Source organism: Microbulbifer regidiadema (SeqCode), assembly GCF_052466995.1.
Window position 1 is genome coordinate 4,122,501 of record NZ_CP174297.1, and the last position, 22,821, is coordinate 4,145,321.

The window sequence follows — 22,821 nt, forward strand, 5'->3', positions numbered from 1 at the left end:
GGAGCTGGCACACAAGCTTTGATCCTAGAATGTCCGAATGGGGAAACCCACTCCTTTTAGGAGTATCCATAACTGAATACATAGGTTATGGAGGCGAACCCGGGGAACTGAAACATCTAAGTACCCGGAGGAAAAGAAATCAATAGAGATTCCCTTAGTAGCGGCGAGCGAACGGGGATTAGCCCTTAAGCTCTTTATGTTTTAGTGGAAGGTTCTGGAAAGTACCGCGATACAGGGTGATAGCCCCGTACACGAAAAGGCATTTAGAGTGAAATCGAGTAGGTCGGGACACGTGTTATCTTGACTGAATATGGGGGGACCATCCTCCAAGGCTAAATACTCCCAGCTGACCGATAGTGAACCAGTACCGTGAGGGAAAGGCGAAAAGAACCCCGGAGAGGGGAGTGAAATAGAACCTGAAACCGTATACGTACAAGCAGTAGGAGCCCTACGGGGTGACTGCGTACCTTTTGTATAATGGGTCAGCGACTTATTGTCTGTAGCAAGGTTAACCGCTTAGGGGAGCCGTAGAGAAATCGAGTCTTAATAGGGCGTTTAGTTGCAGGCAATAGACCCGAAACCCGGCGATCTATCCATGGGCAGGTTGAAGGTTGAGTAACATCAACTGGAGGACCGAACCCACTAATGTTGAAAAATTAGGGGATGACCTGTGGATCGGAGTGAAAGGCTAATCAAGCCGGGAGATAGCTGGTTCTCCTCGAAAGCTATTTAGGTAGCGCCTCGCGTCTCACCCTCGGGGGTAGAGCACTGTTTGGGCTAGGGGGTCATCCCGACTTACCAACCCCATGCAAACTCCGAATACCGAGGAGTGCAATCGCGGGAGACACACGGCGGGTGCTAACGTCCGTCGTGGAAAGGGAAACAACCCAGACCGCCAGCTAAGGTCCCAAATATCAGTTAAGTGGGAAACGATGTGGGAAGGCCCAGACAGCTAGGAGGTTGGCTTAGAAGCAGCCATCCTTTAAAGAAAGCGTAATAGCTCACTAGTCGAGTCGGCCTGCGCGGAAGATATACCGGGGCTCAAACTGATAACCGAAGCTGCGGATGCTAATTTATTAGCATGGTAGAGGAGCGTTGTGTAAGCCGTTGAAGGTGGATCGAGAGGTCTGCTGGAGGTATCACAAGTGCGAATGCTGACATGAGTAACGATAAGGGAGGTGAAAAACCTCCCCGCCGGAAGACCAAGGGTTCCTGTCCAACGCTAATCGGGACAGGGTTAGTCGACCCCTAAGGCGAGGGCGAAAGCCGTAGTCGATGGGAAACAGGTTAATATTCCTGTACTCGCTATTACTGCGACGGAGTGACGGAGAAGGCTAGGCCGGCATGGCGATTGGTTGTCCATGTTTAAGGTTGTAGGCTTATGACTTAGGCAAATCCGGGTCATACTCTTTAATGAGAAGGCTGAGAGCTGATGACGAAGCCCACTTAGTGGGTGAAGTGGTTGATGCCCTGCTTCCAGGAAAAACTTCTAAGCTTCAGGTAATAGTGAATCGTACTCTAAACCGACACAGGTGGTCAGGTAGAGAATACCAAGGCGCTTGAGAGAACTCTGGTGAAGGAACTAGGCAAAATGGTACCGTAACTTCGGGAGAAGGTACGCCGGTTTTGGTGATGGGACTTGCTCCCTAAGCTGAGGCCGGTCGAAGTGACCAGGTGGCTGCGACTGTTTATTAAAAACATAGCACTGTGCAAACTCGTAAGAGGACGTATACGGTGTGACGCCTGCCCGGTGCCGGAAGGTTAATTGATGGGGTTAGCTTCGGCGAAGCTCTTGATCGAAGCCCCGGTAAACGGCGGCCGTAACTATAACGGTCCTAAGGTAGCGAAATTCCTTGTCGGGTAAGTTCCGACCTGCACGAATGGCGTAACGATGGCCACGCTGTCTCCACCAGAGACTCAGTGAAATTGAAATCGCTGTTAAGATGCAGTGTACCCGCGGCTAGACGGAAAGACCCCGTGAACCTTTACTACAGCTTTGCACTGAACTTTGAGCCTACTTGTGTAGGATAGGTGGGAGGCTTTGAAGCAGTAACGCTAGTTACTGTGGAGCCGTCCTTGAAATACCACCCTGGTATGTTTGAGGTTCTAACTCTGGTCCGTTATCCGGATCGAGGACAGTGTATGGTGGGTAGTTTGACTGGGGCGGTCTCCTCCCAAAGAGTAACGGAGGAGTACGAAGGTGCACTCAGCATGGTCGGAAATCATGCAATGAGCATAATGGTATAAGTGCGCTTGACTGCGAGACAGACATGTCGAGCAGGTACGAAAGTAGGTCATAGTGATCCGGTGGTTCTGTATGGAAGGGCCATCGCTCAACGGATAAAAGGTACTCCGGGGATAACAGGCTGATACCGCCCAAGAGTTCACATCGACGGCGGTGTTTGGCACCTCGATGTCGGCTCATCACATCCTGGGGCTGAAGCCGGTCCCAAGGGTATGGCTGTTCGCCATTTAAAGTGGTACGCGAGCTGGGTTTAGAACGTCGTGAGACAGTTCGGTCCCTATCTGCCGTGGGCGTTGGAGATTTGAGAAGAGTTGCTCCTAGTACGAGAGGACCGGAGTGAACGAACCTCTGGTGTTCCGGTTGTCACGCCAGTGGCATTGCCGGGTAGCTATGTTCGGACGGGATAACCGCTGAAAGCATCTAAGCGGGAAGCCTCCTTCAAGATAAGATCTCCCTGAGGCCTTGAGCCTCCTGAAGGGCCGTGGAAGACTACCACGTTGATAGGCTGGGTGTGGAAGCGTTGTGAGGCGTTGAGCTAACCAGTACTAATTGCCCGTGCGGCTTGACCATACAACAGAGATGGTTACTAACGACTAGCTAAGCTAGCGGATTGTGGAATGAAAGACACACAATAATCGCTTGCGGTGTATTACTACAGATTGTTTTACCGACTTATTTGGGGTTATCGCCGGTCACTAATGACCGAGGCAAACAGCGATAACACGGCAGGCCAAGCAGATTGCTTATAAGACCAACGCCAACCCAAGCCAGTTTGCCTGACGACCATAGAGTTGTGGAACCACCTGATCCCTTGCCGAACTCAGAAGTGAAACGCAACATCGCCGATGGTAGTGTGGGGTTTCCCCATGTGAGAGTAGGTCATCGTCAGGCTTCTAATCCGAAAAGGGCCACCCAATAGGGTGGCCCTTTTTTTATGCCTGGAAAAAATCCCGATCAATATTTTTACTACCTCGCAGCGCCTGCGCTGCCATGTGACAAGCGGTGCACCGAAGGTGCCAGCTTGGTACGCCGAAGGCGCCCGCAGGGTGGCGAGCACTGCTCGCCATACAGTGTAGGTTGGGTACACCCGACAGCTTATAAAAATAATTAAAAAGCTAATTTTTACTGCGCTGGCTTTTTTGGCAAAGGCCAGAAAAATAAATCGAAATTTTTACATTCTGATTTTTATTCAAAAAGTCGCGTAAAAATAAAAAACAAAAGCTAAAAATAGCGATGCACAAATTACCCGCGTCTCTCTGAAGAAATAAACCTATAAAAATAGCGGTTTACGTCCCTTCTCCGGCAAGTTTCTCGGCGCTCTGACAAAAAGACCCGGCAAAAATAATCCACGCAAAAACCAGAAAAATACTAATGCCACTCCGGGCAAAAATTTAATTTAGCAATTAAAAATATTGGTGATTTTTTAATCTGTGCGCTGATCCCCTGTAACCACGGGGCCTGTAGGCGATTTATTCAAGTTATACACAAGTCTATCCAGACTTTCTGTTAGTAACACAGGGCTGTGGAAATCTACGCAAAAAGTGCTGCTTTTTTACCCGCCTCCCGTGCAGCCAAGGAAACACGGGGCTGGCAGGGGATATCCCCGAGTTATACACAAGTCTATCCATGGTTTCTGTTGGTAACAAAGGCGCCATAAAACGGACATCAGTTATTAACAGAGTAATGGAGGACAAAGCTGTGGATTACTGGGGCTGATTGGTACGCCAGTATTTGCTGGAAAGAAACTATTGGAAATAAAAAAGCCCCACAGGGTGGGGCTTTAGAATATTCAATAAATTAACAATTTACTGAGCGGCACTAGGTACCCGGCCGAGGTCCTCTTCCATCTCTGTGGCTAGGAAAGACATCACTACCCAAGCCGCAACATTCTGGCGAAGATTTTCGGGATCGACTTTGTCGAGGGTATCGTTGGGCGTATGGTGATAATCAAAGTAATCACTACCATCCTGATAGAGGCCGAAAGCTGGAACACCACGTGTAACAAAGACACTGCTATCCGGGCCACCGTAAGACTTGTTATTACCGCGTTCAATGCCCAGTGGTGCGAGGAGCTGCATTATTTGGTCGGCAATATCAAATTTGCTTTCCGGTAGACGTGTATCAAAGCGCCAGATTTTTCCTGCGCCAAAGTCGGACTCGGAGATGGCAACAATATTGTCCAGTTCATCTGCATGGGCCTCAACATATTGTTTAGCCCCCACCAGTCCAATTTCTTCTGCGCCAAAGAGGACCACTCGCAGTGTACGGCGGGGGCGCTGTGGCAGCTGGGCAATTAGACGTGCGGTTTCCATCACAATGGCAACACCGGCCCCATCGTCGAGGGCACCGGTGCCCTCGTCCCAGGAGTCCAGATGTGCACCGATAATCATCACCTCTTCCGGCTTCTCACGGCCGGTGATCTCGCCGATAACATTAAAAGAGGGACCGTCATTCAGGCGCTCTGTCTCTACATCGAGTTTTACCTGGACGGGCTTGCCGCGTTTGAGCATGGCTTCAAGTAAGTTTGCATCAGGTGCTGAAAGTGCGAGTGCGGGAACGGGGTTTTCTACTCCACTGATAGACATCATACCGGTGTGGGCGAAGCGATCAGAGTCGGTCCCTACTGAGCGCAACAGCATGGCTGCGGCTCCTTTTTCAGCCGCTGCGCGCATGCCCAGTTTCCGCCCCTGTGCCGCAGGGCCATAGCCCTCCCCTGTGCGGGCTCTCTCCATGCGTTTATTAATAAAAGCGATCTTGCCTTTTACTTGGCGGGCTGGCGCTTTTAACAGAGCCTCCACATCGGGAAACGCGATGATTTCTGCGGTTAACCCGCCCTCAGGGGTGGCGGCGCCATAGCCGAGCGAGGAAACCACCAATGGCTGGGGAAAAGGCGCTACCACTTCGGCGTGCGCATGGCCCCGAACCCAGCGGGGTACCTCAATCTGTTCGGTATAGACCCGATCAAAGCCAAACGCCTGCATTTTTTCCTGCGCCCAGGCAACGGCTCTCTGGTCGCCCTCAGTGCCCGCCCGCCGAGGTCCAACCTCAACCGTCAGTGACTCGACAATACTGTAGGCGTCGGAGCTTTCCAGTGCCCGATCACGCAGTACTTCCGCCACGGAGAGGTCTTCCTGGGGCAGTGGGGCCGCCTGGGCTATACCCAGTGCCATGGTGGTGATCAGTCCCCCGGTTAGGGAAAGCAATGGTTTCAACATCGGTTTATCCTTTGTGAATACTCTTCGGTCTTAAGCTTTTGGCTCATTATTGGCTGAGGCCGCAATCAGTTGCTCGCGAATTTCACGCAACTTTTGCAGGCCTTTCTGTGTAAATAAATAGGGTGGTTCGCCTGTATATTCGCTGTCTTCAATACTGAGGCAGCGCTGTCGCATCTCTTCGAGTTTTGGATCGTGTCGCATCGGGTAGGCGAGGAGTGCCCGCCACTCCATATCGCTGGCCTGCCCGGTAATTACATCCTCAAGGCCCTGAATAAAACTGCCCCGATCCATGCGGAACTTGGGGCTGCGCAGGTGCATCAGGACCCAGATAACAATGGCAAAGGCAATAAAAGAGAGAAAGAGCGTTGCCAGCCAGGTCACAGTTTCACTCCTCCATTAACAGTTTTATGGCCACAGCAATAGTGGCAACAATAATGACAGGCTTGATAATACTCGCCCCTCTGGCGATGACGAGGTTAGAGCCGAGTCGCGCTCCCACAACTTGGGCGAAAGACATAGTGACTGCAAGCAATAGAGATATATGCCCCCCTGCAATAAAAATAAGCATAGAGGTTACATTGGTAGCGAGCACAATGGGTTTCGTTGACGCCGTAGCCGTGCGCATATTGTAGCCGAGTAGGGCTGCGAAGGCGGCGGTACAGATAGATCCCATTCCGGGGCCAAAGAAGCCACCATAAAAGCCGAGCCCAGCTCCAACAGTCCAGTTAAAGGTAAAGTTACTGATTCTGGGTTTTGAGTCAATGTCAGAAATTCGCGGAGATAGGACAAAGTAGAGGGCGATGACTATAAGTAGAATCGGCAGGATTGTATTGAGGCCGGCCTCCCCCAGAGATGTAACGGTAAAAGTCCCCAGGCAGGAGCCGATAACGGCGGCAATCAGCCCTGGCCAGAGGGGGCGCAAATTCAGCTGGCCTTTTTGCAGGAAGTTGACAGTCGATGACAGGGTGCCAAAGACGCTTTGAAATTTATTGGTACCGAGGGCATCGAGCGGGGGAATGCCGGCCCAGAGCAAGGCGGGGAGGGTGATGATACCCCCTCCCCCGGCAATGGCGCTGACAAAGCCGGCGCTAAAGGCGATTGCCGTTAGTATCAGATAGGTATAAGTAGAAAGCTCACTACTTAGCTGTATCACGACTGGACTGGTTACCCCCTTCGAGAGTAGTTTGACCATCGTGATGGTAGCCCTGATATTTGCTAAAGCGCTTTTGAATCTCGGTCATATCCTGCTCCAGATCCCCGGTGGGCTGATACAGGGAGTCAATGCAGAGACGCTTGTTGGGGAAGTCCCAGGCAACAAGCAAAATGGGGATCTCGGCGGCATAGGAAATCCTTAAAAAGCCACTTTTCCAGCGCCCTACTTTTTTGCGGGTTCCCTCTGGAGTAATTCCCACCCACATTTTTTCATTTTCCCGATAACTCGAGGCCACTTGTAACGCGATATTGCCAGCGGCGCGCCTATCGGTAGGGACGCCGCCAAGCCATATAAACAGCCGTTTGAACGGGAAGAAAAAAGCTTCCTTTTTCATGAGCCAGGAAATTTTAATACCCAGTGCCAAAATAAATGGCATGGCAACCACAAAGTCCCAGTTGGATGTGTGAGGGGCCAAAGCCACCATCACTTTTCTCTCTGGAGGAACTTCTCCATCCATCCGCCAGCCGAGAATCTTGATCATCAACTTGCCGATAGCTTTAGTGATGCGATTGCCCAGGCGAGGTACTTCAGATGGTATTTCCGTAGGTATTTTTACAAACTGGCTCATTACTTGCCTCTTTGTTACTGCTGCGACACTAAGGTTACAGTCAAGCTGTTTGACCTTGCGCCTCTAGTGTTCTCGCGTGGCATAAAAACGAATATCCGGGTAACGCTCTTCTGCCAGCTGTAAATTAACGCGTGTCGGTGCCAGGTAGGTCAGGTGCCCACTGCCATCGAGTGCCAAGTTGGTACTGGCCTTGCGCTTGAAGTTATCCAGTTCTTTGGCACTTTCACTATCCACCCAGCGCGCGGTATTCACATTGACGTTTTCGTAGATGGCCTCTACTTTGTACTCGTCTTTTAGTCGGTAGGCGACTACCTCGAACTGTAGTACCCCAACCGCACCGACGATAATGTCGTTATTGTCCAGGGGGAAAAATACCTGGGTGGATCCCTCTTCAGAAAGCTGCTGAAGCCCTTTCTGTAATTGCTTTAATTTTAGCGGATCTTTTAACCGTATACGGCGGAACAGTTCCGGGGCGAAATTGGGAATACCGGTAAATTTTAGGGTTTCGCCTTCGGTAAAGGTATCGCCGATCTGAATGGTACCGTGGTTGTGCAAGCCGATAATATCGCCGGCAATTGCCTCTTCCACATGGGTGCGGTCACCCGCCATAAAAGTTACGGCATCGGCAATTTTTACATCCTTGCCAATACGAACATGCTTCATTTTCATGCCGCGATTGTAAGTGCCTGAGCAGACGCGCATAAAGGCAATTCTATCGCGGTGTTTGGGGTCCATATTCGCTTGGATTTTAAATACAAAACCGGAGAACTTATCTTCGCTGGGTTCTACTTTTCTCTCTTTGGTTTCCCGCGACTGAGGTGAGGGCGCCCACTCAACGAAACCATCGAGCATTTCCCTTACGCCAAAATTACCCAAGGCCGTACCAAAAAAGACTGGCGTCAACTTGCCGGCAAGATAAGCTTCCAGATCAAACTCGTGAGTGGCTCCGCGAACCAATTCAATTTCGTCGCGAATATCTTCGGCGTATTCGCCGAGCAGGGCGTCAGCTTCAGCGGAGTCCAGGCCTTTAATTTGAATATCATCGGGAATTCTGTGGCCCTGGCCCTGGGAGAACACATGGATGGTATCGGTATAGAGGTTGTAGACCCCTTTGAAATCTTTACCGGAACTGAGAGGCCAGTTGATGGGGGCGGCCTGGATATTGAGTACTTCTTCGATCTCGTCCATCACTTCGATCGGATCGCGAATATCCCGGTCGAGCTTGTTGATAAACGAGAGAATCGGTGTGGTTCGCAGGCGGCACACATTCATCAATTTGATGGTGCGGTCTTCCACGCCTTTGGCACCGTCAATCACCATCAGGGCTGAGTCAACAGCGGTGAGTACCCGGTAAGTATCTTCAGAGAAGTCTTCGTGCCCGGGGGTGTCCAGCAGGTTTACCGTCCGCTCTTTGTAGGGAAACTGCATCACGGAGGAGGTAACAGAGATACCGCGCTCCTGCTCCATAGTCATCCAATCGGAGCGCGCATGGGGGCCTTTTTTTCCCTTTACCGAGCCCGCCTGCTGAATGGCATTTCCGAACAAAAGCAGCTTTTCGGTCACGGTAGTTTTACCGGCGTCCGGGTGGGAAATAATGGCGAAAGTTCTACGTCTTTGAAATTGTTGAGAAAAATCTTTGTTCACTTAGATTTAACCTTATCTGTGTACGCCCTGTGTACACATAATGAAATATACCCCAAGGCCGAACCTGAAAGGCGGCATTATAGCAAAATGACCTTTGGTTTTGCTCTTGAGCGGTGACTGATAGATGGTATCTGGTCGGGGTATTCTATGCCATTCGAGTCACTTCTGGGGGAGATAGGGGGCCACTGTGTGCCCAAAAGGAAATCATGACCTATTGGTCAGATTTTAGCCTGAGACCTCCCCGAATCAACCTTGGGAGGCTACAGTGAGTAGCTAGGATTCCTCTACAACTAGTGTAGGAGGTTAGTGATTGAGGACCACCTTGTCCAAGAATTTTTGCTGCTGCAATAATTGTATTGGTAATACTGACTTCCAGTCCCTTGTGTAGATGACCCAAAGTTTCTTGAGAAATAAAATTTCCGAAAGAAATTTGGGGCCCAATGGAAGTCTTTTTATACGTTTGTTTAAATTCAAAATATCGCCGGATCAGTTTCCCTTCCTATAAGTCGTAATAGCACAGATCTTAGCAATATAATTTTATTCTTTAAGGGTGATATCTAATATTGTCTTGCCTGGTAATTTATGAGTTTTGTCTAGTTTATTCTGTCGATACTAATAGATCGATAGCAGAAAATCCTTTAGAAGCTCGGACTCGGCTGTATACACGGAGAACTCTTGAATTGATCCCCTCGTCAATATTTCGTTGGTTATTTTGAGTACTTAGTGCTATGCATAATAATTGGATTGTTGACAGCGGGTGATGTTGCGAGTTGAAATTACACCTGACTTATTGAAAGTCTTTAACTGTAAATTTTCTAATGTTTTTAAGGAGTTCTGACAATGGAAGTTAAGCGAAATTTTTTTCTTACCGCAGTATTGCTTGTCTCCGTGGCTCATTCTGTACCTACCCTGGCTGCTACACTATCAACAAGTATAGAGCTGAAAAATAACACTTCTTCCGATAATTCTCTTATTGATGGAACAAATACAACTGGCATCATTTCGCCTGCATTTCCGAGTCCAGCAACTGCAAACAGTTCTACCTCTCACACTTCAACAACTAGCGGTTCGGTAGATGCTGGGGTTTTAACCTATCAATCATGTAGGTTCAATTGGTCAATTATCCAGATAGGCAGTACCTATAGATTCTCAATAGGGGCGACCCCCTCGTCTAAGTGTAGTTCTGATGTTTTGGTCCAGAATGCATTTACTGGAGAATATCAAATAAGATTTAATATTGACGATTAAATCAGGAATTAGCCCTTGGCGAGGGTGATGAGATCGCCATCGCCAAGTGGAGTGAATAGCTGTTATACAGTTTCAAGGTGTGAAGCTTGATACTTCCATTTATCTACATCTTCAATTGACCAAAGGTTATGGCTACTTGGTACTTCGATGTGTAGCTATTGAAAAATAGTTTGCACTTCGTTTCATTATCCAAAAATTGTGCGACTTTAGCAGTGATAGTACAAACTTTAGTTTTTGCTGGAGTAATGCCCTTTAATCACGGTTTTCCCCTCCTTCCAATCTTAACCAGCTTGAACTTTTTCAGCTCATTTTTTAGTTCGTTGCGGGTTGAATTTTGGTTCATTTTACGCAATAGCGAGTAGTAATAGTGATGGGTTTATTTTTTTATAGATGAATAGTCGCAGTAATACGATGCCCCTTGGGAATATGAAAAGCATCGAATATTTATGGTGCTAGGGTGTAGGTTACTGAAGGACACGGTTGTTTATTTTGCCCTCTCCTTGTTATTGCAGCTATATCAGGGTAGGCCACAGACTGTTGTGTCTCACTGTCCTGTGGCCAAATTTTTGGGCCAGTTACTACTGCTCTTTATTGAGGTGGCGAGAGCGCTGAATCCTATCAGCAGGCGCCGCCCTGAGGCTGGGGTATACTGCAAAATTAGACTCAGCGCCCGCTGGATAAATGGGGTTGTGCCAATGGGCTCGGCTGCCTGCGGCGCTGGCACAACTGGGATAAGTTATTCAAACTCAGTTGGGTTTAATCTAGCGCGACTACAGGTCCTTGAAATGGCTCTGGGTGGTGCAGTCGCAAGTTTAGTCAATAAAGGGGAGAGGTTATGAGCCGGGAGCGTTTACAGGCATTGCGCGAAGAGTTGCAGCGACAGGGGGTCGATGCTTTTTTGATACCCCGTGCCGATGAGTATCAGAATGAAAGTGTGCCTGCGGCAGATGAGCGGCTACCCTGGCTCACCGGCTTTACCGGATCTGCCGGAATGGCCGCAGTGGGTAGCCGGGAAGCGGCATTATTTGTCGATGGGCGCTATACCCTACAGGCACAACAGCAGCTCGGCGACCAGCCCATTGAATTGATGAGCCTCAGCCAGACGGCGATCATAGAGTGGCTTAGCAGTCAGTTAGATGCCGGTCAGTCACTGGGGTATGACCCGCGATTGCACACCGAGCCGGGGTTGGCCTTGATCAGGAGACGGCTGGCAGAGCGGGATATTCTATTGCAGCCATTGGTGCAGAGTCCGATTGATGCCATTTGGCAGGATCGCCCCGCGCCGCCCTGCGGGCGAGCCCGCCCGCACCCTCTCCCCTTTACCGGTGAGCACTCCAAAGATAAGCGCCAGAGGATTGCCAGTTGCCTGGCAGAAAAGCGGGCCGATGCCCTGTGGCTGCCAAACCCCGAAAGCTGCGCTTGGCTTTTTAATATCCGTGGAGAAGATGTCCCGCACTTACCCGTAGCTCTGGCCCAGGGGGTACTGTACCGGGATGGCAGCGCGACTCTCTATTTGGCGGAGGGCGCCGTGGGGGATGCGCTGCTCGAACACTTGGGCAAGGACGTTACCCTGGTCGTGGATAAGGCGGAGTTATTTGCAAATATTCGGCGCCGCTGTGTCGATAAAATATGGGTAGATCCGCTGATCAGTAATTGCTGGAGCCTACAGCAGTTGCGTGCACTGGATATTGAGCTTTTGTTGGAGGGCGACCCGGTTAGCGAAGCCAAGGCCTGCAAGAATGCAGTTGAATTGGCGGGCAGCCAGGCTGCCCATCAAAGAGATGGTGCCGCAGTATGTGAGTTCCTGGCGGAGATACCCGAGCAGGTTGCCACAGGGCAATTTGATGAGCTGTCAGCGGTAAAACTATTGCGCAGTAAACGGGAGGCCCGCGAGGGATTTCAGGGCAACAGCTTTGAGACAATTTCCGGCTACGGTCCGAATGGCGCTATTGTGCACTATCGAGTCAGCCCGCAATCCAGTTTGTCCATGCAGGCGCAGGGCGTGTACCTGTGCGATTCCGGCGGCCAGTATCCAGATGGCACTACCGATATTACTCGGACGGTTGCGCTGGGTGAGTTTCCACCCTCGGCCAAAGAAAATTTTACCCGAGTTTTAAAGGGGCATATTGCAATCGCGACCTTGCGATTTCCCCGGGGGACCTGTGGCGAGCAGATTGATGCGATTGCCCGCCGCGCACTGTGGGATGTGGGGTTGGACTATGCCCACGGAACAGGCCACGGTGTCGGCAGCTTCTTGAGTGTCCACGAGGGGCCGCAACGGATAGGCAAGGTGACAACTGGCGTTCCGCTACAGCCGGGGATGATTGTGTCAAATGAGCCGGGTTTTTACCTCACAGGCCAGTACGGTATTCGTATTGAAAACTTGGTTTTTGTGAAAAAGAGTGATGATTATCCCGGTTTTCTCGAATTTGAAGAGCTCACTTTGGCACCGATTGATCGCAATCTAATCGATATAACACTGCTTACCGAAGCTGAGCGGACCTGGCTGAACGATTATCACCAGAGGGTGCGAGAAGAGATTGTGCCGCTGGTTAACGAGAAAACGGCAGAGTGGGTAAAACGGGCGACTGAGGCCTTGTAATATCAAGACTGGGGGCTGTGCGCCCCCAAATCGTCGCCGGAGCTACTGAGCGTCAGAGGCATCACAGAATTATTCAGGGGTGCCTTAATTTTAATTGATCTCAAATTTATAGCCGGCACCGTAAACGGAGTGAATTAATTCTTTTTGCGGCATAAGGACCGATATTTTCTTGCGAACCTTTTTGATATGGCTGTCAATGGTGCGATCACTGATCACGCGGTAATCGGAATAGATACGATCCATTATTTGTTCGCGGGAGAAAATTCGGCCGGGCTCACTGTAGAGCAGGTCGAACAAGTGGAATTCCAGTGCCGTGAGGTTGGCGTCTTTGCCCCCGATGCGCAGCTGTCCGGTATTTCTATCTAGTTCGATGCCGCTACTTGCGCCGGTATCCTTTTGCGGGAGGCGCCGCAAGACCGCCTTTACCCGGGCGACAAGCTCTCTCGGGCTATAGGGTTTACAAACGTAGTCGTCGGCACCGGACTCCAGGCCGCGCAAACGATCCGATTCCTCAATCTGTGCCGTCATAATAATGATTGGAGTATCGTTGCCTTGCTGGCGAATTTCCTCGCAAATTTCCATCCCGTGCTTCCCGGGTAGCATCAAGTCGAGAAGGATTAAATCCGGCTTCATGGTTTCCACTTTGGGAATGACCTGATTGCCGTCAGAAATGATCTCGGCTTGGTAGTTGGCAGCGTGAAGATAGTCCAGTAGTAGGTGCGCAAGCTCGGTTTCATCTTCGACTATTAGTATTTTGGCGCTCATAACTTCCTACCATTTAATCCTTTGGCTTAGGGGTAAAAAAATACTTATCTCAAGGCCGCCGAGGGTGGACGGAGTTGCAGAAATACTACCCTCGTGCGCTGTTACAATATTTTGGCAAATTGACAGCCCCAAACCCGCGCCGCCGGTTTCCCGACTGCGTGAGCTGTCTGCCCGATACAGGCGCTCGAACAGGTGCGGTATATCGGCGCTGGCAACACCGGGGGCGGAATCGGCTAAAGTAATAATGGCGGTTTGGGCCTCACAGCGCGCGGCGACTTTAAGTTGTCCTCCGCTATCGGTGTAGCGCAGGCTGTTGGTTAACAGGTTGCTAAATAACTGGTTGAGCCGCGCTTCATCTGCGTAGATCAGTTTATCTTCTGCCAGTTGCAGATCGCTACTTAAGCGAATGCCCTTCTGTGCAAGTGGAATGTCAAAGTCTTCGACAATACTGCGCAGAATTTTGACCAGGGAGATATCGGTCTTGCAGTAACTCAGCGCCCCGGCGTCGGAGAGCGACAGCTCATAGAGATCATCGATCAGCCGACTCAATTGCTGGACTTTGCTGTGAAGTATACGCAGGTTCTCTGGGGAAGCTGATCTAATGCCATCCTGAATGGCCTCAATCTGCCCTTTGAGTACCGCCAGAGGGGTGCGCAATTCATGCGAAATATCGGCCATCCAGCGGTTGCGCGCGTGTTCGTTGGCCTCCAGGGTCGCGGCGAGGCGATTGAAGTCAGCACTTAATTGGCCCAGCTCATCTCTCTGCTCTATATCGATACGGGTTTTGAAATTGCCTGATGTCAGCTGCGATGTGGCTTCGGTCAGCTTGCGGATAGGCCTTACCAGTTGCCAGGCCAGGGGCAGGGCAATGGCCAGGGCCAGAATAAAGGTGGCGATAGAAATCAGTGTGAAGGTTTGCGATTGCTCGCGAACAAAGCCTGCTGCCAGTTCATCATCGAGCACCGGTAATGGGTTGATGGCCAGGTAGCCAACGGTTTCCCCGTTTACCAACAGAGGTTGCATGGCCATATTTTCAGGCTTTGAGTAGCGCCCAATCAGCGATTTTTTCTCTTGGTCCAATAGGGCCAGGCGGCTGCTGAGAGACTTATCTCCGCCGTGTTCAGGCGGGGGTTCCGGCCGGTGGTGGGGGCCTCTTATCCCCGGCGGCGGGAGATGTGGGGGTGGCGTTCTCTCGAAATAGCTGGGCATCAGTTGCCTGTGCAGATTCTGCCAGAGAGCGCCATTGCCACGCAGGGACTTCCAGCTGCCCTCGCGGGCGTAGATGCTCTGTAATTCGTCCACCAGGTCGCCCACTTCGCGCAGTTCTTGGGACTGGATATAGTTCGTAAAGCCGTGCTTAAAGCTCCACTGAAAGAATACGAACATTCCGCCAACGGTAATGGCTGTCGTCAGTAAGAAAGCGAGGCTGAGTTTATAGCGAATATTTAGCGACATAACCGATAGCTTAGATTTCAGTAGTCTGTGTCCACAGTGAGCTCAGGTGCGTATTGCTGTGCCTGTGCGCAGAGAGTGCTGGCCAACAGATTAAGCCTACACTTACTGCAAATATCAGAGCAATCTTTTAACGCGCAGAAGCCGCGCAATAGGGCTGCGAGCGGGCAGGGCAGCTCTCGGCTGTCCCGAGCGGCTTGCGGGGCTTCCATGCCCTGAGAGTGTCAAAGGGAGTGGGTTTCTGTAGGCGTTTGTCCGCTGCTGCTAGCTGGGTTTATCGCTGCCTGTATCGGGCGCTAGCGGGGAGGTGGAAAAGCGGTGCAGTATTAGCTCGGGTCTGTCGAGCCGGATAAACAGGGTTGCAAGAATTCTCTTTCCTGCCCGGCTCCAAGTGCTGTGGTCATGGGCGTTAAGGGTAACGGTAATCTGATTGAAGCCCGGCTTAAATAACTTGTCGGGCAGGTGTAGATCTGGACCATATATCCGCTGTATTTTCTTGCCGTTGATATAGAGATGGGCGTGGCCTTCGAGAAATTTCGCTGAGGCACTATCGGCGTAGCGAGGGGATTCCAATTCGAACCGGTCGCAGTCGATATGCAGGTTATAACCGGACATAGTATCGCGGCGAATATCTAGCTCAATGCGAGGGGCGGCGCGGTGCAAAGGGATCTCGACAATGGGGTGCTGGTCGCCGTTATGGCCCGCATGGTGACCTTGCTGTGCTGTGGCGGCGTTGCTCAGTGCGCAGATAATAGCGCCCATAATCAGGCGGCGAAGTATTTTCATCGTAGTCTTGCTCTCAGGCTTAGAGCCCTGCCACCAAGCATTTAGCTGCCGGTGAATAACCCGGGATACAGCAGCTCTCTGTCTGTAGGGTGGCACGGCTGTATTTTGTGGGCCCCCTTAGGGGGGGGAGCCGCAGTGGCTACTGCGGCTTTAGAGGCCTCAATCAAGGGATTTGGCTGACAAGTGCCAGTGCACGACCGGATTAGCGTGTCGAGCACTCATTGATAATAGTTTGATCATCTAGCTTGCCATAAAAGCGGGGGCCAAATGTGTAGGGGAAAGCGGGGACCAGCTCGCCGTCATCATCGACGCTTACGGTCAGGTGGTAGTGATATCCGCGCTCGTCATCGGAGTGGCCGTTATGCTGGTCCAAATACACGCCCCCTTGGTTAGTCAGGTCTTCATCCCAGTAATAGTCCTCGTAGAAAAAGCCGGCCGTGGTTGTAAATTCATTGCTGGACAGGGACGTATAAGAGCCACTTGTCGTCGGGCCGGTATTAGAGGTTGTTTCAACGCCCTGGGAGAGGTCGTATTCATCCACCAATAGGCAGCTTCTCTCGCCGGCGATACCGCAACCGCTTGCAGAGGTGGGGTCGTCATAGTCGCGTATAGCCCAGCTGCTCTCCGCGAGCTCCCCCTCGCTTTCCCAGGGGCCGTAGATAGCGTAACCATCGGCGGTATAGCCGTAGATTGGGGAGTGGTCATCGCCGCTATCACCGACAAGGTCAGCGAGGCAGTCGCTGTAAAAGTGGTGGTGATAATCGCCGTTGGCGGCATGCCCGCCACAGATATCAACGTCATAGATTTCTGCGACGGGGGCCAGGGTTTGCCAGGTGCCATCCACAGATTGGCCATCTCCCCAGTCATAGATAGAGACGCCGTTTACCCAGTAACCCTGCACGCCGAGCCCGGTCGCACAGTCCTCTGTCGCGGGTTCGGGCTCTATAGGAAAATATCCGACATGGGAGACATTTTCCGGGCAAACGAGTCCGGGGGGCCAGAATCCGTAGCCGGCATCGACATCACAGGTGCCGATATTTGCGTAGCCAATATCCTGCCCGAAGCTGACAATATCGCCGACACTGACCGTGGGGCTGCCGCTCTCGAAATCCGAGGAGGCTTTGGGGCGTTCGAGCAGGGCGTCGAGAATACTCTGGGTAATTTCAATTTCGTAATCGGGCACGCCGGTTGCGGAGACAACGGTGTATTCTTTGCCGTCAATGGTTGCTGTTGCTACGCTCTGGACATTGACCAGAACCTGTTCATTGCTGTTACTTTCGTAAATATAAGGCGCGCGCTCGTCATCGCTATTCACAATCCAGACACCGGTATCGGTGCTGGAGTCTGAGTCATCAGAGGTGGTTTCAGAGGAGTCATCCTCATCGCTATCAGAGGAGGAGCCACTACTGCATCCCTGTAGAGCTCCGAGAGACATTAGCAACGCTAGCGTATAAGAGAGAATCGGCTGGCCATTCCGGTCAAAATTTTTCATTATTTTCATATCACACCGTGGCATAAAAGGAGGGACATCGGCCCGAACCTAGCGCAGAAAAGTGAATGAAATGTGGATGGAGGGCTAGCTAGATTTTATCTTCTCTATGCAGTTAAAAAATTTGCAAATTTGTGCGCTGTATCTCGCAGGGGGATTCGCCGGCTGATTGCTTCAAATAAAAATAACGACTTTTACTGGATAAGCGGAAGGAGCCTTGAAAATTTTCCGGTCAGCAATAATTTCTTCCCGATATAAGCTCAAAGGCTCTCTCCGAGGGTTGCACTATTTTAACTGGCGGTTTGGGACGCTAACTTTGGCAACTTCTTTGCTCCCCTTGATAGGTGAGGTTGAAAAGCGGTGGAGTACCAATTCTTTTTTATCCTGCTGCAAAAATAACGTTGCCAATATCCGCTTGCCACCGCGACTCCAGGTGCTGTGATCGTGGGCATTGAGGGTCACCGTGACCTGGTTAAAGCCGGGCTTTAGCCATTTTCCAGGAATATGTAAATCCGGGCCATAAAGTCGCTGGATCTTCTCCCCATTGATATAGAGGTGGGCGTGTCCCTCCAGGAACTGTTCAGAGTCGTCATTGGCAAAGCGAGGGGATTCCAGCTCAAAGCGGTCGTAGTCAATATGCAGGTTATAGCCGGACATATTGTCGCGGCTTATATCCAGTTCGATCCTGGGAGCGGCAATATGCACGGGGATCTCTATCACCGGGTGTTGATCGCCGTTGTGGCCCGCATGGGGATTTGGCTGTGCCGCCTGTGCGGCCATCGCAGCTGAAACAATACCGGCGAAAACTCCGGCGATAAAGAACCTGTGCATGTTCATTGAATTCTCACTCCCAAGTTTGTCTATGAATTAGCCGCCAACGGTGGTTGTACAGCGATTGACAATCGTTTGCCCATCCAATTTTCCGGCAAAGCGCGGTCCAAATGTGAACGGGAACGCTGGAGTCAATTGGCCGCTACTGTCTTCGGTTACCGTCAGGTGATAGTGATAGCCTCTCTCGCTATCGGTGTGCCCATTGAACTGATCCAGGTATTCGCCACCCCGTGCGCTCAGGTTTGCATCCCAGTAGTAATCCTCGTAGAAAAAACCTGCCGGAGTGTCAAACTGGTTGCCAGATAGAGAGGTGTAGCTGCCGCTGGTTGCGGGGCCTATGTTGTTAGTAGTGGTAACGCCGCGATCGACATTGTACTCATCGACTAACAGACAGTTGCGCTGGCCGGCAATACCACAGCCGGTTTCTGAACGGGGGTTGTCGTAGTCGCGGATTGCCCAGCTGCTTTTGGCCAACACGCCGGTGTCCTCCCAGGGCCCATAAATTGCGTAGCCATCGGCGGTGTAGCCGTAGATAGGCGAGTGACCATCGGCAGTGTCGCCGGCAATTTCCGCCAGGCAACTACTGTAAAAGTGGTGGTGGTAATCGCCGTTGGCTGCATGGCCGCCACAAATGTCGACATCGTAAACTTCTGCCATGGGCGCCAGGGTGTGCCAGGTGTTATTGACAGACTGTCCGTCGCCCCACTGGTAGATAGAGGTACCGTTCACCCAGTAACCCTGTACCCCGAGGGTGGTTTCACAAGTTTCTGTGGATGCCTCGGGCTCAGCCGGGATATAGCCTACATGGGAGACGTTTTCCGGGCAGACGGGACCGGGGGGCCAGAAGCCATAACCCGCCTCGGAGCCACAGCTGGAATTACTGCGATAACCAATGTCCTGACCAAAGCTGACAACCTCGCCGGTCTGTACCTGGGGGTAGCCATTGACAAAATCTGTCGAGGCTTTGGGGCGGCTGATCAGTGCGGTTAATATTTCCTGGGTTATCTCAATTTGATAATCGGGGATGCCGCTAGCGGAGATACGGGTATATTCTTTTCCGGCAAGAGTTACAGACTCAACCTCTTGCACATTGACCAGAACTTGCTGGTTACTGTTGCTTTCGTAAATATAGGGGGCGCGTTCGCCCGTTGAGTTGACAATCCAGGTTGTGCCGGGAGCGGCACTTTCTAAATCTTCCCCGCCGCCAGAATTGCTGGGGTTATTTTCCCCGCTGTCAGAATTACTGGAATTATTTGTGCTGCTGCCTGTATTCGCTTCAGTGGCAGTGTCTTCACTGTTTGCCGACGGATTGTTTGTCTCATCGGTAGTCGCGGTTGCTGAGTTTTGCTCCTCAGTGGTATCGGTTGCGGGATTTGTCGGGTTATTTGTCGGGTTATTTGTCGAGTTATTTGTCGAGTTATTTGTAGTGTTTTGTGAATTTGTTGAGTTGTTGTTCTGCCAACTTCCTCCGTTGTTGTTGCGAACAGGTACTTCCCTAACCGAAGGTTGGTTGTTGCTAAACCCCGAGTTGGGATTGGGTTGAGCGACAGCACTGGCTGCCGTTAGCCAGGCTATTGAGCCGGCAAGAAAGTACCTGTTAATTTTCACGAGAAAGTTACCTCATTTTATCTTTATTGGTCACCGCCCTATAGTTGTTGAGCAACGGTTGACAACCGTTTGATCATCTAATTGTCCGTAAAAGCGCGGTCCAAAAGTGAAGGGGAATGCGGGGATTAATTGTCCATCGCTATCGACAGTGACCGTAAGGTGATAATGATATCCTCGCTCATCATCTGAATGGCCATTGTACTGATCTAAATAGACTCCTCCCTGGGCTGTAAGTTCTTCATCCCAATAATAATCTTCGTAGAAAAAGCCAGCGCTGGTTTCAAATTCATTGCCCGAGGGCGAGGTGTAGGAATCTGTAGTGCTTGGGCCGGTACTGGAAGTAGTTTCCATTCCTTGGGAAATATCGTATTCATCGACAAATACACAGCTGCGCTCACCGGCAACACCACAGCCACTTTCCGATGAGGCGTCGTCGTAATCGCGAATTGCCCAACTGCTTTCTGCCAATTCCCCCTCACTTTCCCAGGGGCCATAAATGGCATAGCCATCGGCGGTATAGCCGTAAATGGGCGAGTGCTCGTCACCAATATCGCCAACCATTTCTGCGAGACACTCACTATAAAAATGGTGGTGATAATCGCCGTTGGCCGCATGGCCACCGCAAATATCGACATCGTAAACTTCGGCGAGGGGGGCGAGGGTATGCCAGGTATTATCGACACTCATGCCATCACCCCACTGATAAATAGAGGTGCCATTTACCCAGTAACCCTGTACCCCTAAAGTACTTTCACAGCTATCAGTTGCGGGTTCAGGTTCAACGGGAAAATAACCGACATGGGAGACATTTTCAGGACAAACGGGCCCCGGTGGCCAGAAGCCATAGCCGGCTTCGCTACCACATGAGGAATTACTGCGATAACCAATATCCTGTCCAAAACTGACAATATCGCCAACGCTCACATAGGGGCTGCCAGTTAAAAAATCCGAGGAGGCTTTGGGGCGTTCCAGCAGTGCATCGAGAACCGTTTGTGTAATTTCGATGGTGTAATTTGGAATGCCGCTCGCAGATACCACGGTGTATTCTTTACCGTCGACAGTTTCAGATTCAACGCTCTGCACATTGACCTGCACTTGTTCATTGCTGTTACTTTCGTAAATATAGGGCGCGCGTTCATCATCCGTGTTGAGAATCCAAACTCCACTATCGGTGCTGGAGTCTGAGCTGTCGCTATCATCTGATGAATCGTCATCGCTACTGGAGCCCGAGTCGTCACTGGTGTCCTCAGTTTCCGTGTCTGATGAGTCAGATGAAGAGCTGCCGCCTCCACCACACGCCTGTAGTGCACCGGATAGCAGTACCAGAGATATTGCATAAGGCAAAATGGACTGCCGGTCCGTGTCAAAGATTTCCGTTAGCTTCATATCACACCGTGAATTTAAGAGGGGAACGAGCCAGAAATTAGCGTATAAAAGTGGAGATAATGTGGATAAATACTGGGCTGATCTGACCCGCGATAAATTTGCTCGCACTTTTATATTGACTTTGTGCTTGAGGTCACAAGACTGATTTTTTTAGTCAAAAAGATTGATTATTTAGCTGCTTTTTAGCGGTTGTTTGTTTTTATTTGGCTGCTAGGCAGAACGCTGTTCTGGCGAGAAGTATTTTGCCCGACGGACTCGGCCCTATTAAAGGGGGATCTGTGCCCCTGAAATTTTACAATTTCAGGGGTGGTTTTTAGGAATTTATTCTTCTTGATTTGCCAGCCTGAAAATATTAATCCATTCCAGGCCGGCGTGAAGTGTTGTAAACGATGATTTCCCGAGTGCGCTACATCGGTGGTGGTGGACCGGGGGGGAAACCCTCACCCACCGAACCTGCACACACATTCACGATTGTCTGATCGTCGAGCTTGCCGTAAAAGCGCGGCCCAAAGGTGTAGGGGAATGACGGGATCAGCTGGCCCTCACTGTTTAATTCCACCGTTAGGTGATAGTGATAGCCCCGCTCATCGTCGCTGTGCCCATTGTATTGATCCAGGTAGGCACCGCCCTGAGCGGTCAAATTCGAGTCCCAGTAGAAATCCTCATAGAAAAACCCACTGCTGGCTTGGAAGAGATTGCCCGATAGTGAAGTGAAATCATCGCTGGTACTCGGGCCCGGTTCGGCGATCGATATGGTGCCCTGTGATAAGTCGTATTCATCGACCAGTAAGCAGCTGCGCTCACCGGCGACACCGCAACCGCTAGCAGAGCTGGCGTCGTCGTAATCTCTAGTAACCCAGCTACTTTTTGCCACTACTCCCGCATCTTCCCAGGGGCCGTAAACAGGGTAGCCATCGGCCGTAAATCCATAGATGGGGGAGTGGCTATTGCCAGTATCCCCTACCAGGTCTGCCAGGCAATCACTGTAGAAGTGGTGGTGGTAGTCTCCCCGCGCCGCGTGCCCTCCGCAGATATCAACATCGTACCTCTCAGCGACGGGGGCCAGGGTGTGCCAGGTGCCATCGACAGATTGCCCGTCGCTCCACTGGTAGATCGAGGTGCCGTTGACCCAATAGCCCTGTGGTCCGAGCCCGCTCTCGCAGGACTCTTCCGACGCCTCTGGTTCCGTGGGCAAGTAGCCGCTGTGGGAAACGTTTTCCGGACAGACGGGCCCGGGGGGCCAGAATCCAAGCCCCGCTTCGCTGTAGCAGGTATCGGGGTTGCTGCGATAGCCGATATCCTGGCCAAAACTCACGATATCGCCAATTTGTACTGTGGGGCTGCCGGAGGCAAAGTCGCTGGCCGCTTTGGGCCGGCCGATCAGCTCGTCGTACAGGAAGGCGGTAATCTCAACTTCATAATCCGGGATGCCGCTCGCAGTGACATGGGTGTAGTCCTTGCCGTCGACAGTCACCGTTTCGATGCTTTGTACGTTGACCAGAACCTGCTCATTGCTATTGCTTTCGTAGATATAGGGCGCGCGTTCATCGCCGCTGTTGATTATCCAGGGAGTGCCGGTGTCCCCATCGCTATCAGAGGGGGGCGTGTCTGAGTCGCCATTGTCACAGCCCGCTAAAGGGGTAAAGGTGAGCAATATTGTCAGTGCGCTGATTAATCGGGAAGGGGGGTGTGAGTGGGGTATCTCCTGAAACTTCATCAAATCACCATCCATGTTTCGCAGTAAGAGAAGAGGGCGGCCATGCTGCCTG

General features: G+C 51.3%; 15 protein-coding genes and 2 rRNA genes (1 of these 17 cut by a window edge). 4 read left to right on the plus strand and 13 right to left on the minus strand.

The window, feature by feature from the left end; genetic code table 11:
- Together ACJJIK_RS18035 and rrf are read left to right on the plus strand one after the other, a co-directional pair.
- Nucleotides 1-2,815, plus strand: a 23S ribosomal RNA gene (locus ACJJIK_RS18035) (it extends 81 nt beyond the left edge of the window).
- Between the two features lie 205 nt (nt 2,816-3,020).
- Nucleotides 3,021-3,136: ribosomal RNA gene (rrf, locus tag ACJJIK_RS18040) — 5S ribosomal RNA — on the plus strand.
- 914 nt (nt 3,137-4,050) lie between these two features.
- On the opposite strand, the gene ACJJIK_RS18045 is transcribed toward rrf, so the two are convergent.
- From ACJJIK_RS18045 to ACJJIK_RS18065, 5 genes are all read right to left on the minus strand, one after another.
- Nucleotides 4,051-5,460, minus strand: a complete 1,410-nt coding sequence (locus ACJJIK_RS18045) for a M20/M25/M40 family metallo-hydrolase (protein WP_444929622.1) — start codon at nt 5,458-5,460, stop codon at nt 4,051-4,053.
- Between the two features lie 30 nt (nt 5,461-5,490).
- The gene (locus ACJJIK_RS18050; RefSeq protein ID WP_444929623.1) at nt 5,491-5,841 is read right to left on the minus strand and encodes a hypothetical protein; all 351 of its coding nucleotides are present in this window, start codon (nt 5,839-5,841) and stop codon (nt 5,491-5,493) included.
- A gap of 4 nt (nt 5,842-5,845) precedes the next feature.
- Nucleotides 5,846-6,613 carry a TSUP family transporter gene (locus tag ACJJIK_RS18055; protein ID WP_444929624.1) on the minus strand — a complete coding sequence of 256 codons (768 nt, stop codon included), beginning with the start codon at nt 6,611-6,613 and terminating at the stop codon, nt 5,846-5,848.
- Entirely contained in the window at nt 6,597-7,241 is a 645-nt protein-coding gene (locus ACJJIK_RS18060) for a 1-acyl-sn-glycerol-3-phosphate acyltransferase (protein ID WP_444929625.1), read from the minus strand. The genes ACJJIK_RS18055 and ACJJIK_RS18060 overlap by 17 nt, the downstream gene beginning before the upstream one ends.
- A 63-nt stretch (nt 7,242-7,304) precedes the next feature.
- Nucleotides 7,305-8,885: a peptide chain release factor 3 gene (locus ACJJIK_RS18065; RefSeq protein ID WP_444929626.1), complete on the minus strand. Its 1,581-nt coding sequence runs from the start codon at nt 8,883-8,885 to the stop codon at nt 7,305-7,307.
- A gap of 840 nt (nt 8,886-9,725) precedes the next feature.
- Here ACJJIK_RS18065 and ACJJIK_RS18070 point away from each other — a divergent pair.
- Both ACJJIK_RS18070 and ACJJIK_RS18075 read left to right on the plus strand, forming a co-directional pair.
- The gene (locus ACJJIK_RS18070) at nt 9,726-10,133 is read left to right on the plus strand and encodes a hypothetical protein (RefSeq protein WP_444929627.1); all 408 of its coding nucleotides are present in this window, start codon (nt 9,726-9,728) and stop codon (nt 10,131-10,133) included.
- Nucleotides 10,134-10,968: 835 nt separating this feature from the next.
- Nucleotides 10,969-12,735, plus strand: coding sequence for an aminopeptidase P family protein (locus ACJJIK_RS18075; RefSeq protein ID WP_444929628.1), 1,767 nt, complete (start codon nt 10,969-10,971; stop codon nt 12,733-12,735).
- A gap of 90 nt (nt 12,736-12,825) precedes the next feature.
- Here the strand turns inward: ACJJIK_RS18075 and ACJJIK_RS18080 are convergent, their stop codons facing one another.
- From ACJJIK_RS18080 to ACJJIK_RS18115, 8 genes are all read right to left on the minus strand, one after another.
- A complete protein-coding gene (locus tag ACJJIK_RS18080) occupies nt 12,826-13,500 on the minus strand; it encodes a response regulator (protein ID WP_444943479.1) in 675 nt (224 codons plus the stop codon).
- A 6-nt stretch (nt 13,501-13,506) separates the two neighbouring features.
- Nucleotides 13,507-14,955 (minus strand): ATP-binding protein, encoded by a 1,449-nt coding sequence (locus ACJJIK_RS18085; RefSeq protein WP_444943480.1) that lies wholly within the window; start codon nt 14,953-14,955, stop codon nt 13,507-13,509.
- Nucleotides 14,956-15,216: 261 nt separating this feature from the next.
- The gene (locus ACJJIK_RS18090; protein WP_444943481.1) at nt 15,217-15,738 is read right to left on the minus strand and encodes a hypothetical protein; all 522 of its coding nucleotides are present in this window, start codon (nt 15,736-15,738) and stop codon (nt 15,217-15,219) included.
- Between the two features lie 202 nt (nt 15,739-15,940).
- The gene (locus tag ACJJIK_RS18095) at nt 15,941-17,239 is read right to left on the minus strand and encodes a YHYH protein (RefSeq protein WP_444943482.1); all 1,299 of its coding nucleotides are present in this window, start codon (nt 17,237-17,239) and stop codon (nt 15,941-15,943) included.
- Between the two features lie 273 nt (nt 17,240-17,512).
- Complete coding sequence (locus ACJJIK_RS18100) at nt 17,513-18,064, minus strand: hypothetical protein (RefSeq protein ID WP_444929633.1); 552 nt, start codon at nt 18,062-18,064, stop codon at nt 17,513-17,515.
- A gap of 30 nt (nt 18,065-18,094) precedes the next feature.
- Nucleotides 18,095-19,666, minus strand: a complete 1,572-nt coding sequence (locus tag ACJJIK_RS18105; protein WP_444943483.1) for a YHYH protein — start codon at nt 19,664-19,666, stop codon at nt 18,095-18,097.
- A gap of 30 nt (nt 19,667-19,696) precedes the next feature.
- Entirely contained in the window at nt 19,697-21,052 is a 1,356-nt protein-coding gene (locus ACJJIK_RS18110) for a YHYH protein (RefSeq protein WP_444943484.1), read from the minus strand.
- A gap of 406 nt (nt 21,053-21,458) precedes the next feature.
- Complete coding sequence (locus ACJJIK_RS18115; protein ID WP_444945083.1) at nt 21,459-22,769, minus strand: YHYH protein; 1,311 nt, start codon at nt 22,767-22,769, stop codon at nt 21,459-21,461.
- Between the last annotated feature and the right edge of the window lie 52 nt (nt 22,770-22,821).